General features: G+C 64.6%; 14 protein-coding genes and 1 riboswitch. Of the genes, 1 reads left to right on the top strand and 13 read right to left on the bottom strand.

The window, feature by feature from the left end; all coding sequences use genetic code 11:
• Positions 1-2: 2 nt before the first annotated feature.
• The 8 genes from ACXYMO_RS11750 to cbiE form a co-directional block, all read right to left on the bottom strand.
• Positions 3-953: an ABC transporter substrate-binding protein gene (locus ACXYMO_RS11750; protein ID WP_458878875.1), complete on the bottom strand. Its 951-nt coding sequence runs from the start codon at positions 951-953 to the stop codon at positions 3-5.
• A gap of 119 nt (positions 954-1,072) precedes the next feature.
• Positions 1,073-1,822 (bottom strand): precorrin-6A synthase (deacetylating), encoded by a 750-nt coding sequence (gene cobF / locus ACXYMO_RS11745; RefSeq protein WP_458878874.1) that lies wholly within the window; start codon positions 1,820-1,822, stop codon positions 1,073-1,075.
• A 61-nt stretch (positions 1,823-1,883) separates the two neighbouring features.
• Positions 1,884-2,561 carry an energy-coupling factor ABC transporter permease gene (locus tag ACXYMO_RS11740; protein WP_458878873.1) on the bottom strand — a complete coding sequence of 226 codons (678 nt, stop codon included), beginning with the start codon at positions 2,559-2,561 and terminating at the stop codon, positions 1,884-1,886.
• A 47-nt stretch (positions 2,562-2,608) separates the two neighbouring features.
• Positions 2,609-2,794, bottom strand: a riboswitch (cobalamin riboswitch).
• A gap of 35 nt (positions 2,795-2,829) precedes the next feature.
• Entirely contained in the window at positions 2,830-3,549 is a 720-nt protein-coding gene (gene cobA, locus ACXYMO_RS11735) for a uroporphyrinogen-III C-methyltransferase (RefSeq protein WP_458878872.1), read from the bottom strand.
• Positions 3,546-4,862 carry a cobyrinate a,c-diamide synthase gene (locus ACXYMO_RS11730; RefSeq protein WP_458878871.1) on the bottom strand — a complete coding sequence of 439 codons (1,317 nt, stop codon included), beginning with the start codon at positions 4,860-4,862 and terminating at the stop codon, positions 3,546-3,548. Before ACXYMO_RS11730 ends, cobA begins: the two co-directional genes overlap by 4 nt.
• Positions 4,859-5,635 (bottom strand): precorrin-4 C(11)-methyltransferase, encoded by a 777-nt coding sequence (cobM, locus tag ACXYMO_RS11725; protein ID WP_458878870.1) that lies wholly within the window; start codon positions 5,633-5,635, stop codon positions 4,859-4,861. The genes ACXYMO_RS11730 and cobM overlap by 4 nt, the downstream gene beginning before the upstream one ends.
• On the bottom strand, positions 5,632-6,003 hold the full coding sequence (locus ACXYMO_RS11720; protein WP_458878869.1) for a cobalamin biosynthesis protein: 372 nt from the start codon (positions 6,001-6,003) through the stop codon (positions 5,632-5,634). The genes cobM and ACXYMO_RS11720 overlap by 4 nt, the downstream gene beginning before the upstream one ends.
• On the bottom strand, positions 6,000-7,202 hold the full coding sequence (gene cbiE, locus ACXYMO_RS11715) for a precorrin-6y C5,15-methyltransferase (decarboxylating) subunit CbiE (protein ID WP_458878868.1): 1,203 nt from the start codon (positions 7,200-7,202) through the stop codon (positions 6,000-6,002). Before cbiE ends, ACXYMO_RS11720 begins: the two co-directional genes overlap by 4 nt.
• Between cbiE and ACXYMO_RS11710 the strand changes: the two genes are divergently transcribed.
• The gene (locus ACXYMO_RS11710) at positions 7,201-7,956 is read left to right on the top strand and encodes a cobalt-precorrin-6A reductase (protein ID WP_458878867.1); all 756 of its coding nucleotides are present in this window, start codon (positions 7,201-7,203) and stop codon (positions 7,954-7,956) included. The two genes, cbiE and ACXYMO_RS11710, sit on opposite strands and share 2 nt — an antisense overlap.
• On the opposite strand, the gene cobJ is transcribed toward ACXYMO_RS11710, so the two are convergent.
• From cobJ to cobN, 5 genes are read right to left on the bottom strand one after another with little or no spacing between them, the layout of a single operon-like run.
• Positions 7,929-8,681 carry a precorrin-3B C(17)-methyltransferase gene (gene cobJ / locus ACXYMO_RS11705; RefSeq protein ID WP_458878866.1) on the bottom strand — a complete coding sequence of 251 codons (753 nt, stop codon included), beginning with the start codon at positions 8,679-8,681 and terminating at the stop codon, positions 7,929-7,931. The genes ACXYMO_RS11710 and cobJ overlap by 28 nt on opposite strands.
• A complete protein-coding gene (locus tag ACXYMO_RS11700) occupies positions 8,678-9,406 on the bottom strand; it encodes a precorrin-2 C(20)-methyltransferase (protein ID WP_458878865.1) in 729 nt (242 codons plus the stop codon). The genes cobJ and ACXYMO_RS11700 overlap by 4 nt, the downstream gene beginning before the upstream one ends.
• Positions 9,403-10,032 carry a precorrin-8X methylmutase gene (locus ACXYMO_RS11695; RefSeq protein WP_458878864.1) on the bottom strand — a complete coding sequence of 210 codons (630 nt, stop codon included), beginning with the start codon at positions 10,030-10,032 and terminating at the stop codon, positions 9,403-9,405. Before ACXYMO_RS11695 ends, ACXYMO_RS11700 begins: the two co-directional genes overlap by 4 nt.
• Positions 10,032-11,171 carry a cobalamin biosynthesis protein CobG gene (locus ACXYMO_RS11690; RefSeq protein WP_458878863.1) on the bottom strand — a complete coding sequence of 380 codons (1,140 nt, stop codon included), beginning with the start codon at positions 11,169-11,171 and terminating at the stop codon, positions 10,032-10,034. The genes ACXYMO_RS11695 and ACXYMO_RS11690 overlap by 1 nt, the downstream gene beginning before the upstream one ends.
• The gene (gene cobN, locus ACXYMO_RS11685; RefSeq protein WP_458878862.1) at positions 11,168-14,467 is read right to left on the bottom strand and encodes a cobaltochelatase subunit CobN; all 3,300 of its coding nucleotides are present in this window, start codon (positions 14,465-14,467) and stop codon (positions 11,168-11,170) included. Before cobN ends, ACXYMO_RS11690 begins: the two co-directional genes overlap by 4 nt.
• Positions 14,468-14,476: the final 9 nt, after the last annotated feature.

The raw sequence follows: 14,476 nt of genomic DNA, 5'->3' as shown, positions 1-14,476 counted from the left end.
GATCAGTTGACGGCTGCGTCAACCACCGGCCGCCAGGCCGCCTCGTTCTTGGCCATCCAGTCTGCAACCACCTCTTCGACCGCACCGCCGTCGACGTCGATCGCGCCCATCATCGGCTGCTGGGCTTCGACGCTCAGCTCATAGTTGGTCAGGATCTCATGGGCGGCGGGCCACTTGTCGGCCAGACCCGCCCACCCGGCCTTGAAAATGCGCGACGGGGCAAAGTCGCAATCATTGACCGCATTCGGGTTCGGACCCCAGGCAGGATCGGTGAAACAGGCCTCGTTCCCCACAGGCAGGTCGACGAATTTCACGTCATAGGCCGACATCGCCCAATGGGGCTGCCAGAACGTGATCAGCAGCGGCGATTTCTTTTCGGTCGAAGCGCGCAATTCGGTGATCAACGCCCCTTCGGAGCCCGCCGGAACTGCCTTGAATGGCAGATCGAGGCCGATCATCCGGTCAGCACCGGGTGTGCCCCAATCCGCCGGGTAATCGACCAGACGGCCCATCGGGATGGTGTCGGCGGTGGCGAATTGCATGGCGCAATCCTTCAGCGCCTCCCATGCGGGCAGACCGGGGCAGATTTCGGCCACATGCGCGGGGTATGCGATGCCTTCCTTGGCATCCAGACCCAGATCACCCAGTTCGGTCACCCCGCCGGCGGCCACCTGTTTGGCATATTCGTCCGACACGTTAGACGACCAGATTTCCAGCGTCGCGTGAATGTCGCCATCGGCCAGCGCCTGAAACTGGTTCATCATGCCGGCGGTGACATATTCGACCTTGTACCCGGCAGCTTTCAGCATTTCGCCCGCCACATGGGTGGTCACATGCTGGCCGGTCCATTCGTTGATCGCCAGGAGAATTGGTTCATCCACCGCACCCATTTCGGCGGCCTGCACCGTGCCTGCCAATACGCCAAGTGCCAGTCCAAAGCTTATCGCTTTCATTGTTCGTCTCCCGTGTTTATTTTTGTTTGTGGTGAGTATTCTGAATTTACCGGCGCAAGTCACGCTGGTATTTCACCTGCCGCGATCCGTTGCTGTCTGGGTATGAACAACCCGGCCCGTCAAGAACCCCGCTTGCGCAGCAGATATATGTCCATGATCCAACCGTGTTCGGCCCGTGCCCGCGCCCGTGTTTCGAGGATCTGTTCGGCGACATCGCTCAGGCGTCCGGCAATCAGCTGTTCCTCGGGCATGCCCAGGAACGCGCCCCACCAGATATCGTAGTCCTGCATCGGCAGGCTCTGGAACGAACATTGTGCATCCAGCATAAAGGCCGCGGTTTCGACCCCCGCTGGCCAACCTTCTTCGCGCAGGCGGCGACCTGTCGTGACCACGAAGGGGGCGCCGATCTCGTTCACCGGGATCGAATGCGCCGCCGTCAGCGCCTGTAACGCGGTGATCCCCGGCGCCACGCGGATCTGCGGCATCGGATCAAGCCGCTGGGCGATCCTGAGCGTGCTGTCATAAAGCGACGGATCGCCCCAGACCAGCAAGGCGACCTTGTCCGCCACGCCGCCATGCGCGGCAATCGCCCCCTGCCAGGCCAGCGCAATGGCATCATGCCAAGCCTCGACCCCGTCCAGGTAATCGCCGCTGTCATCCCGTTTAGGCAGGTCGAATTCCACGATATCGGTTTCGCCCCGCGTCAGAACACGATCGCAAATCTGGCGGCGCAGGTCGGCCAGATCGGCCTTGTTCGCCCCTTTTCGCGGAATCAGGATCAAATCGGCCTCGCGCATCATGGCCTGCGCCTGCCCCGTCACGTGGTCGGGGTTGCCGGTTCCGATACCAATGAGAAAAAGCTGTTGCACGAAAAACCAAGGCCCCGGCGCAAATCTGCGTCCGGGGCCTTCCTTTACTCGGCGCGCCGGATCAGGCGGCGTTATAGAGACGCTGCGAAACCAGCCCGGATTTTTCCAGACCTTTCAGCGATTTTGCGATCGACAGAACGCCCAGATCGATGATCGGCTCAATCACGATGACGGCCATGTATGCCAGGCCAAAGGCACCAACCGACGCCATGGTTTCCGCGCCAAAGCCCTGGCCGTAGAACACCCAGAAGGCAACCCAGGCCACAACGCCACCCTGATAGGCCGCCGACAGTTTCAGAACATCGCGATATTCCAGGTCGACATAGGCCACGTTGCGCGGCAGCACGTTGCGCGCCAGTGCGGCGATCGCAAACAGCGGCACCAGCAGCGTGGTGATATTGACAAAATACATCGGCATGTCGGTCGGGGCGAAGAACATGCTCTGAATGCCCAGACCCGCAACCAAACCAACTGCCGCAGGACCCACGCCCAAAAGCAGAAGAAGGGTTGTGCCAAGGATAAAATGCACCTCGGAGACACCGGCCGAGAAATGCGGCAACAGTTCAAAGAACACCAGGGCTCCGGCTGTCGCCAGCCCGGCCCGTGCCACGAACGACGGCAAGGCGCGCGTCTTCAGATCGCGCGCGATATGTTTCAGCGAATACCCGGCAGCAGCGGCAGCTGTGCCATAGGCCAGTACCATTTTTGCGCCATGGACGATGCCCGGTTCGATATGCATTTGTGTTCTCCTTCCCGCCAACCCCGGCGGATTTGGTGCCGGTGCCCGGCGTGTCTGTTCCTACGGCAGGTTTCCTGACTCGCGGCGTTTACTGTGTCCCACCTTCCCAGCCAGTGGCCAGTGGATCGCTTGAACACAGCAACCGCTTACAGTTGCGGGGGCAGTCAGGGCATTTCACCCTATTCCCTTTTAACTCTCGCCAGAACGAGAGCACCGTAAGTTGACCATTGGCCAACTCCCCAACCCACGTCAAGGCGGAAACCGGCGCTTAGGGGTCTGCAAGCGCCCCATAAAGGATCAATGCCGGCGCACTGCCCGGTTCTCCGGCAAACCGCTCGGCCAGCCCTTGCACGGTGCTGTGGGCCAGTTGCTGATCGGGGGTGCTGACCGCCTCGGCCAGCAAGGCGGGCGTGTCAGGCGGAAGCCCGTTGGCAAACAGCAGCTCGGCCAGTGCCGGAAAGGTCCGTTTGCCCATGAAAACAACAGTTGTGGCCACCGGATCGGCCAGCGCGGCCAGGTTCATACCTTCGGGCAGCTGGCCGGTCACGTCATGGCCGGTCACGAATTGCACACGCCGCGCCGTCAGCCGCCGGGTCAGCGGAATGCCCGCCGCCGCCGCCGCTGCACAGGCCGAGGGCACACCGGGAATGATCTCGTACTCGATTCCCGCCGCGCGCAGCGCAGTCAGCTCTTCCTCAAGGCGGCCGAAAATACCGCTGTCGCCGCTTTTCAGACGCACAACCCGCGCGCCCGAACTGGCGTAATCGACCAGTAACCGGCTGACGTGGTCCTGCTTGGGCGATGGCCGCCCGGCGCGTTTGCCCACGCCGACCAGATCGGCCCCTGCCGCCGCATGCGACAGGATCGGCCCCGAGGACAGATCATCGAACAGGATCGCATCGGCGCGTTTCAGACGATCCACCGCTTTCAGCGTCAGCAATTCCGGGTCCCCGGGACCCGAGCCGACAAAGCTGACAAACCCGCTCATCCCTGCGCCTCGGCGATCAGGTGGAAAAACGTCCCCGTCACATTGCCCTTGCGCGACCCGGTTTCGGGCACGGGCGCGCCTTCGGCATCTAGGACTTCGGCCAGGGGGGCATCGGGTTCTTCCAGAATGGTCGAGTAATGAAATTCATGCCCGCGCAGCGCCGCCCCCGCCGCAAACCCCGGCATCGGTGCATTGAGCCGTGCCAAACGATAACCCAAATGGAATTTGCGTTTCTCGTAACTGGTCACAAGACCGAGCAACCCCGCCATCTGGTGGCGCATGCCCTCTTTGTCGATCAGCGCCTCGCCCAACGCCATGTACCCGCCGCATTCGCCATGAACGGGTTTGGTTTCGGCATGACGGCGCAACCCGGCGCGGAATTTTTCCGCCGCTGCCAGTCGGCCGGCATGCAATTCCGGGTATCCCCCCGGCAGCCAGACCAGATCGGCACTGTCATCCGGGGCCTCGTCGGCGAGCGGTGAAAAAGGCAAAACCTCGGCCCCAGCCGCGCGCCACCCTTCCAGGATATGTGGATAGGTGAACGAAAACGCCGCGTCGCGCGCCAGTGCGATGCGCTGTGCGGGTGGTTTGGGCAGGCGCGCGCCGGTATCGGCCGCCCCTGTGGACCCCGCCGCCGCGCGGATCGTCTCCAGATCCACATGTTCGCGCAGGAACGCGGCATAACCTGCAATCGCTGCCTCAAGGTCAGGGTGTTCGACGGCCTGGATCAGCCCCAAATGCCGTTCCGGCAGGGCCAGATCCCCCCGGCGGGGGAGCGAGCCGAATACCTTCAGCCCCACCTTTTCCATGCCCAGCCGCGTCAGCCGTTCATGCCGGGGGCTGGCCACCCGGTTCAGGATCGCGCCCGCAACATTCACGTCATCGCGATAGCTGGCAAAGCCCAGCGCCGTTGCCGCCGCCGATTGCGCCTGACCGCTCACATCGATCACCAGAATGACGGGCCAGCCCATGCGCGCGGCGGTTTCCGCGCTGGTGCCATGGCCAGTCGCGCCCGCATAGGCGACCCCATCAAACAGGCCCATCGACCCTTCGGCGATGACCAGATCGGCGCCTTGCTGGCGCGCGGAAATGGCAGACCATAGATCATTGCCCATGGCCCAGCTATCAAGATTGAAACTGGGCCGCCCCGCCGCCGCCAGATGAAAGGCCGGGTCGATATAATCCGGCCCGCTCTTGAACGGTTGCACCGCCAGACCATCCTCGGCAAAGGCGCGCAACAGGCCCAGCATGACCGTGGTCTTGCCCGTGCCCGAACTGGGCGCAGAGACCAGAAACCCCGGTGGATTGGTCATTTCCACACGGCCCCCGTCGCCGAATTTGGCCTGAATCTTCGGTCGTAATCCGTTGAATAGAGGCAACTTTCGTCAAACCCCTCACCCGCCAGCGCCGGCCCCACCAGGATCAGCGCCGTGCGCTCGATCTCGGCGCTCATCTGCGCCTCGATATCGCCCAGCGTGCCGCGCAGGATCTTCTGCTCGGGCCAGCTAGCCCGATAAACCACCGCAACCGGGCACTCTGCACCATAGGCTGGGACCAGATCGGCGACGACGCCGGCCAGATTGTGAATCGACAGATGAATCGCGAGCGTCGCGCCGGTGGCTGCGAAATTGCTCAGACTCTCACCCTCGGGCATGGACGAGGCGCGCCCCGGCGTGCGGGTCAGAACCACCGATTGGGCCAGTCCCGGCAGGGTCAGTTCGGTGCCCAAAGCGGCCGCCGCGGCAGCAAAGGACGGCACACCGGGGGTGACGCTGACCGGAATGCCTTCGGCCCGCAACCGGCGCAGTTGTTCACCCATGGCCGACCAGACGGACAGATCGCCCGAATGCAGCCGCACGACATCCTGCCCCGCCTCATGCGCGGCGCGGCATTCCGCGATGATCGCATCCAGATCAAGCGGCGCGGTGTTGATGATCCGCGCGCCGGGCGGGCAATGGTCCAAAATGGCCTCGGGCACCAGCGATCCGGCATAAAGACACACCGGGCAGGATGCGATGATGTCGCGCCCCCGCAAGGTCAGCAGATCAGGCGCGCCCGGACCGGCGCCGACGAAATGAACGGTCATTCTTCTTCCTGTTGTTTGGCAATTGCGCAGGTGGCCATGTGATCCGAGGATACCGCACGCGGCGCCTTCAGCTGCGAATGATACCCCGCCCCCACCAGCGCCACGGCCTCGGCCACGCTGCCGGTGCCGCGTTTTTCGAAAACCTTGGTTGATTGTGTCGCCGTTTCCGCCGCCTGCATCTGCCCGGCATCCACCGCCACGACCGGCAGTTTCAGCGCCGCCGCAAATTCGATGAACACCGGCGTCGTCGCCTTGTCCCGCGGCGCGGCCAGCGCCGTGATCGGCTCGTCCCCCTGCGCCTGTTCCAGCGCCGAGCGCAGGCTTTCCATGGTCACATCGGCGCGAAATCCAAATCCTGCAACACTCATATCTCAACGCTCCATTGAACGATAGGATAAGCAGCCTTCCAGCCGCGTTTACGGCCCAGCGGTGCAGACTGGGCCAGTTCAATCCTCAGCATATCACCACCCTTGTCATTGTGCCATTTCGCCAATGTGGCCTCGGCCTCAAGCGTGACAGCATTGGCCACGATCCGTGTCCCCTTTGGCACCTGCGCCCATATCGCGTGCAGCATCTCATCGCTCAGCCCGCCGCCAATGAACACGGCATCCGGTGTCTCCAGCCCGGCCAAAGCCTCAGGCGCGGTTCCTTCGACGACCTGCAACCGGTGCTCGACGCCCAGCCGTGCGGCATTTGCGCCAATGCGCCCGGCCCGCGCGCCCTGTGGCTCGATCGCGGTGGCGCGGGTCGTTGGCCCGCTCAGCACCCATTCGATCCCGATCGATCCCGATCCGCCGCCGATGTCCCACAGATGTTCGCCCCGGCGCGGAGCCAGTGCCGACAGGGTCAGCGCCCGCACCGGGCGTTTGGTGATCTGCCCGTCATTGTCGAACCAATCATCTGCCCGCCCCGAGGACAGCGGTAGAACCCTGCCCGCCCCGGCACAACTCAACCCCACGCAGACCGGATGCGACACATCGGTCAGGTCAAACCCGGCGGCAGTCGTCTGGCGCACACGCTCACGCGGGCCGCCCAGCGCCTCCATCACCATCAGCGCGCTGTCGCCGAACCCCTGTTCGGTGATCCATCGCGCAAAATCACCTATCGCCGCGCCATCGCGCAACAGCACAATCGCGCGCATCCCCGGCGCCAGATCGCCCCGCAGCCGCGCAAACGGCGCCGCGTGTAGCCCGATGCACTGGGTGGTTTCCAGCGGCCAGCCCATCCGCGCCGCCGCCAGAGAAAACACCGAAGACGCTGGAATGGCCTGCCATTCGCTGGTCGGTAATTCCCGCGCAAGAACCGCCCCTGCCCCGAACCAGAATGGATCGCCCGAGGCGAGCACGACGACCCTGCGCCCGCGATAATTCAGCAACTGCGGAACGCCATCGGCGAACGGCACCGGCCATTCGACACGCGCGCCTGCCAGATCCGGCAGCAGTCCCAGATGCCGGGGCGGCCCCATGACGATTTCTGCCGCGTCCAAGGCTTGACGGGCGGAAGGATTCAGGCCATCCGGGCCATCTTCGCCCAGACCGATGATGGTCAACCACGGAGTGTCAGACATGGCCCCCAACCTGCTTGTTCTTGGCGGCACGACCGAGGCCACCGCCCTGGCCAATATGCTTGGGGAACGGGGCATTTGCGGCACGTTTTCCTATGCCGGGCGCGTCGAACGCCCCAAACGCCAGCCCCTGCCCACGCGCATCGGCGGCTTTGGCGGGGCCGACGGCCTGGCCGAATACCTGCGCGAAAATCGCATCACCCATGTTGTCGATGCAACGCACCCCTTCGCCGCCCAGATGAGCCGCAATGCGGTGGAGGCCTGCGCGGCCTGCAACATCCCGCTGGTCGCGCTGACCCGGGCGCCGTGGGTGGCGCAACCCGGCGATCGCTGGACCACGGTCCCCGACATCCCCGCCGCCGTGGCCGCGCTGGATGGCGCCAAACGGCGCGTCATGCTGGCCATCGGGCGCATGCATCTGGATCAGTTCGCAACCGCGCCGGATCACTTTTACCTTTTGCGGCTGGTCGATCCAACCGAAGGTAAACTGCCTTTCGCCGATTTTCACACGGTGATTTCGCGCGGCCCGTTCACGGTTGCCGACGATACCGCCCTGATGGCCAAACACAAAATCGACCTGCTGGTCGCCAAGAATGCTGGCGGCATCGGCGCACGGGCCAAGATCGACGCCGCGCGCGCCCTGAACATCCCCGTTCTGATGATCGACCGCCCCGCCTTGCCCCAGCGGAACGAGTTGCACAGTGTCGCCGATGTTCTGGACTGGATCGCTCATTCCGGCACCGAGCGCGGCGTATAGATCACCGGCCCCTGATCGCGCTCAATCACGCGTGTCGCACTGTTGCCAAGCAAGACCACCGTCCGCATATCCGCCATCTCGGGCGTGGCTTGGGACAATGGCACCCAGCGGATGATTTCGTCGGGCGTTGAAACCGCACGGGCAAAGATGATCGGGCGATCATCGCCACATGCCTCTTGCAGCAGGGACAGCGCCTTGCCGAACCCTTCGGGGCGCGATTTTGAACGCGGGTTGTAAAAGGCCATGGCAAAATCCGCCTCGACAGCCAGCTTAAGGCGTTTTTCGATCAGCGCCCAAGGTTTCAGGTTGTCACTCAGGTTGATGGCGCAGAAATCGTGCCCCAGCGGCGCACCGGCCCGCGCCGAGGCCGCCAGCATCGCGGTGATCCCGGGCAAAACGTCAATCTGGATGTCACGCCATGCGTCGGGGCCGTCCTCCAGCGCCTCGAACACTGCCGAAGCCATGGCAAAGACCCCCGGATCCCCTGAGGACACCACCACAACCGACTTCCCTTCCGCCGCGAGTTCCAACGCGTGCCGAGACCGGTCCAGTTCCACGCGGTTGTCACTCGGGTGCAGGGTCAGCCCCGCGCGCGGCGAAATCCGCGCCACGTAAGGAATATAGCCAATCACATCCGTGGCCTGCGCCAGCGCCTCGCTGACCTGCGGCGTCACCAGATCATCCGCACCGGGGCCAAGCCCGGCTATGACCAGCCGCCCTGTCATGGGCGGCGGCCCTGCCCATGTACCACGATGATCGAGAAATAAGGTGTTACCTTATGCCCCACCTCGGCCAGCCGGGTCACGGTCTGTCCCTCCATCGTGGCATATTCGATGATATAGGCGCGTTCTGTCAAACCCGCAGCTTCAAGGGCGCGACGCACCTTGTTGATATTGCGCCCGATTTTCATAACGACCAGCGCATCGGTCGCTTTCATGTGACGGATCAGGTCGTCCTCGGGCAAGGTACCCATCAGAACAGTCAGAACATCATCGCCCCATGTGATCGGCTGGCCCGTGGCTGTCCACGCCCCGGACATGCCGGTGATCGCAGGTACGACACGCACATCGCAATCATCTTTAAGACGCGAATGTAAGTGCATGAAAGAGCCGTAGAAAAACGGGTCACCCTCACACAGAACAACGACATCCTCGCCCGCTTCGGCCAGCGCGCGCAGATGCGCCACGCAGTCTTCGTAAAACGCTGACAGGATTTGGTTATAGCGCGGATCATCCAGCGGGATTTCGGTTGTGACCGGATATTCCATCGGGAATTCAATCACGTCGTCGCGCAACATGCCTTCGACGATCTTGCGCGCCTGCCCCGACCGGCCCGCCTTGCGGAAAAACGCCACGTGTTTGGCCCCGCGCAACAACCGGTCGGCCCGCACGCTCATCAGGTCTTGGTCGCCTGGCCCCAGCCCGACGCCATATATCACACCGCCGCTCATTCCTTGCGGCTCGCAACGGCGTTAATCGCGGCCACGGTAATGGCGCTGCCGCCCAGACGCCCTTCGACAATGGCGCAGGGCACTGGTTGGGCCACCCAGAGCGCATCCTTGGATTCCATCGCGCCAACAAAGCCGACCGGACAGCCGATAATGGCCGCAGGGCGTGGGCAGCCGGGGTCTTCGAGCATGTTGAGCAGATGGAAAAGAGCTGTGGGCGCATTGCCGATGGCAACCAAAGCACCCGCAAGGTGTGGGCGCCACAGCTCGAGCGCGGCGGCGGAGCGGGTGTTGCCCATCTCGGCGGCCAGTTCGCGCACGCCCTCGTCATGCAGGGTGCAAATGACCGGGTTGTCGGCCGGCAGACGGGTACGTGTGACGCCCTCGCTCACCATGCGCGCATCGCACAGGATGGGCGCACCATTTTCCAGCGCTGCCCGCGCCGCCACGGCAAAATCGGGCGAGAAACGAGTGTATTTTTCCAGACCCACCATCCCGGCGGCATGGATCATGCGGACGGCAACGACCTCTTCCTCCGGGGTGAACCGGGCCAGATCCGCCTCGGCGCGGATGGTTGCAAAGGACTGCTTGTAAATCGCGGCCCCGTCGGTTTCGTATTCATATGGCATCAGGTCAACTCGGTCAGGTCAGGCATCTGGTCAGGGTCCATTGCGCGGCGCGTCGGCTCATCCCACGGCGCGCCATTCAAGACAAGGTCGAATGCGCCCGCCCGCCCTACAAGCGTCACGTCCGCCGCGCGCGGATGCGCACAGCCCTTGGGGCAGCCCGACACGTGCAGCGTCGCGCCATTGGGCAAGGCAGCAGCCAGCCGCGTGGCGGTATCGCGGGTTTCGGTTTCGGCCTGCGGGCAGAACGGCGCGCCGGGACAGGCATGGGCAAACAGGATGGGATCATTGGGCCGGGTCACGAACCCCGGTGCGGCATCCACCTGCACGCCGCGCAGCTGGAACATTCGGCGGGTCATCAGGCGCACGGCCTGCGCGCCACTGGTATCCATCAATGATTGCAGCGCCTTTGCATCGATCTGGCCAAAGGCGGCACCAAGAACCACGCCCCCCGGGGCGGCGCCCGGCACCAAAGGCGCACGCGCCACGCGCTGCGCGGTATCTTGCCAATCTTCCGGTAAAGGCACGGATTTCAAATGCCGCGCCATGCGCCCGGCCGCCGGGCCACCCGTCTCAACGAACCAGCCGATCAGCGCAGCAAGGTCGTCCATGGCCGTTTCTTCGGTAATCCGCTTGCCCAGGCCCGCCCCATCGGCACGCAGGATCAAACCATCGTCCCCGGCCAGTTCGAACCGGAAATCGGCCGAGCCTGCCTGAAGCTGCGCGCTGGCCCCGGTGTCGATGGCATAGCCAATCTTTTCGGGCAGCTCTGGCAATGCGGGCAGACGCGCCAACAGGGTGCGGCCAAGCCGTTCGGTCAGATCGCCCGCCTCCCAGTCATGGGCGATCAGGATATTGCGGTGCCCCTCCACCGCCGGGTCCGCATCAATCAGCCCCAGCGCGTCAAGCTCCTGCAGCAGCGCCATGTGATCGCCCGCGGCCATGCCGCGGATTTGCAGGTTCGCGCGCGAGGTCAGGTCCAGCGTGCCATTCCCGTACCGCAGCGCCAGATCGCACAGCCCCCGCACTTGGGCTGCTTCAAGATGGGCCAGATAGGGGCGGACCCGCACCACCAGACCGTCGCCCGACATCATCGGACGATGGGCGCCGGGGCACCATCCCTTGATCACCGGCGCGCTCATGCCCCGCCACCCAGTTGCGCAAGGATTGAATTGCGCCGGGTCTCCCACAGACCGGCGGCGTTCAATGCAGAAAACTGATCGAGCATGGCGCGATAGGCCTGTGGGTTGGCATGCTGCAGGAAGGCCGACACATGCGGATCGCCCAGTGTAGCGTCGAAATAAAGGTCGAAAAGATGCGGCTGCACCGCGTCGGCAAGGTTGGAAAACGCCGCCATGTGATCAAGCGTTGCAGCAATTTCCGCCGCACCGCGAAACCCATGCCGTTCCATCCCGGAAATCCATGCGGGGTTGACCGCACGGGCGCGCACGACGCGGGCGATTTCCTCGGGCAAGGCCCGTGCGCGGGGGCGGTCCGGAACCGTATTGTCCAGGTGATAGAGCGCCGCGCGTGCCCCGCCGGTCACCGACTTGGCCGCCGCGAACCCAGCCTCATGCACGGCGTAGTCCGCCGCAAGCAAAAGATCGGTTTCCGGCAGGTCCTGCAAATGCACGAAACTGTCGGCCTGTTTTACCCGCGCGGCGATCCCTTCAGCATCTCGGTGAACACGGTCACCGTCCAGAGCCCAGGCGCTGGCATCCAGCCAGGCCTGACCGGCGGCAGCGCGGCTGGAAGGGTCGAATTCTTCGCCCAAGCCGCCCATGCCCAACCCGTAGCTGCCCGGCGCCGGTCCAAATACGCGGCCTTCGGGCGCGCGGCCAGCATAGGGGTTCCAATCCGCCGCCTCGTCCCGTGCGGTCAGTGCGCGCACGGCCTGGGCAAACAGGGCCGAAAGCGTGGGAAACACATCGCGGAACAGGCCCGACACCCGCAGGGTCACATCCAGACGGGGCCGGTCCAACAGGGTCAGCGGCAGGATTTCGACCCCTGACACCCGTTCCGATCCGTCGTCCCAGACCGGCTTGGCCCCCAGCAGATGCAGGGCCATGGCAAATTCCTCGCCCGCCGTGCGCATCGTGGCCGAGCCCCAGAGGTCCACAACCAGCCCCTTGGGGTAATCGCCTTCGTCCTGCAAATGCCGGCGCACCAGTTCCTCGGCCAGCTTCACGCCCTGTGCATAGGCCGACCGCGTCGGAACCGCGCGCGGATCGGTGGTGAACAGGTTGCGCCCGGTGGGCAAAACGTCTGTCCGTCCGCGATAGGGCGAGCCTGATGGCCCCGCCGCAATCCGCCGACCGGAAAGGGCCGCCCCCAATGCGCTGCGTTCACCCTCGGCAGATGCCACGGTATCAAACGGAGCGCTCTCGGCCAGTTGACCAAAGATATGCAGCCCGTCGCCGAACTGGCTTTCCTTGATGTCACAGACAAACCGGTCGATGCAGGTGATCGCCTCGGCCGGGCTGGTGGCGGCGTTCAGACCCAGATCGGCCTCGACCCCCAGCGCCTGTGCCTCGTCGCGGATATCCTGTTGCAACCGGTTGCGCCGGCGCGGGTCCAGCCCGTCGGCATTAGAAAACTCGTCCAACAGCGTTTCAAGCCGCACGAACCGTTCCGGTGTGCCGCTGTCCTTCATCGGCGGCGGCAGATGGCCCAGCGTCACCGCGCCGATCCGGCGTTTGGCCTGAGCCGCCTCGCCCGGGTCGTTCACGATGAACGGATAAATCACCGGCAGATCGCCAATCAGCGCCTCGGGCCAGCAGGCCCCGGACAGGGCCACGGATTTCCCCGGCAGCCATTCCAGCGTCCCATGCGCCCCGATATGGATCAACGCGTCCGCCCGGACCGCATCGCGCAGCCACAGGTAAAATGCGACATAGCCATGGCACGGCACGCGCGACAGATCGTGATACTCATCTTCGCGCTGTGCGGGCACACCGCGTTCGGGCTGCAGCGCGACCAGCGCCCTGCCCCGGCGCGTCGCCGCGAAATGCACCTGCCCGTCCGATACCGCCGGGTCGTCCTGCGGCGCCCCCCAAGCGGCTGTCAAATCATCGCGCAGGGATTGCGGCAAACCTTCGAGCGCAGCCAGATAGTCAGCCAGTGGCCAGCTGATGCGCTCCTCACCCAGCGACTGTTCCAATGGCGCTCCGGGCGCGGCATCCCACCCGTCCGCGCCCATCTGGCGCAGGATTGCATCGGTCGAGGCCAGCGCATCCAACCCCACGGCATGGGCCATCTGCCAGTCCTTGCCGGGATAGGTCGACAACACCAGAACCGGCGACTTGTCTGCATTGGGGGTGCGGGCCAAAGACACCCAGCGCGCCACCCGATCGCAGATCGCCTCGATCCGCTCGGCCTGGGGCTGGTGGGCGAAGCGTGAAAATTCCAGCACCTCATCCCGCGCGCCCGGTTCCTTGAACGAGGCGACACCGGCGAAAATGCGTCCATCGACCTCGGGCAGGACGACGTGCATGGCCAGATCGGCGGGCGACAGCCCGCGCTCGGCCTCGGCCCAGGCCGATTGGGTCGACGTGGCCAATGCGATCTGGAACACCGGCACCCCTGCGACGTCCAGAGGCGATTGCCCATTCGCGCCCTTGCCGGAAAACGAGGTCACGTTGATGATCGCATCAGGCGACAGGCTGCGCACCTGTCGCGCCAGCCACCCGGCGGCCTCGGGCGCCTTGAGCGATGGAGCAAACACCGCTGCCACATCGAAGCCGCGCGTCCGTAGCGCACCAAACAGAGCCTCGACCGGCCCTGTGTCCGCCGCGCTCAGATAGGCGCGGTAAAAGCTCAGGACCACGCGGGGTTTCGTGCTGACCGGGTCAAAGGCCGCGACCGGGCAGATCACCCCATCCTCGGGTGTCCAAGCCCCGACTTGGGGCAAGACCTTGCTGCCGCGCACGGGACCCGCATAAAGACCCGCCGCCAGAGCAAGTTGGGCAAGCGCCGCCTGCGCCGAAACCGGCCCGCCTGTATCGCATAAATGCGCCAGACGTTTCAGCGTGGAAACCGGCAGGGTCGACACCTCGTCCAGCCGCGCATCGGGCCGCCCGTCGGCCGGCAGAACGGCCAGCGCGATACCCTTGCGTCGGGCCAGCTGTTCGACCTGCTGAATGCCATAGGCCCAGTATGGCAACCCGCCGATCAGCCGGATCAGGATGCCCTGTGCGCCCTCAAGCGTCTGTTCCAGATAGGTATCCACCGACAGCGGATGTTTCAGCGCCGCCAGATTGGCCAGGCGCAGTGTGGGCAAGGCACTGCCTGCCTTCAGCGCCCGATGCCAGCCTGCCGCAAAAGCCCCAAGGTCACTGTCGGAAAAAGAAAGCACCACCAACTCGGCCGGGCTTTGGCCCAGATCGGTCGGGGTCTCCGTTTCCTCCAGCCCGTGGCTTTCGCGAAAGACGACGTGCATCGGCCTGCC

The sequence above is a fragment of the Arenibacterium sp. CAU 1754 genome (genome assembly GCF_054482635.1).
Note: the sequence above shows the minus strand (reverse complement) of the source record. Positions and strands in the feature narration are given on the sequence as shown.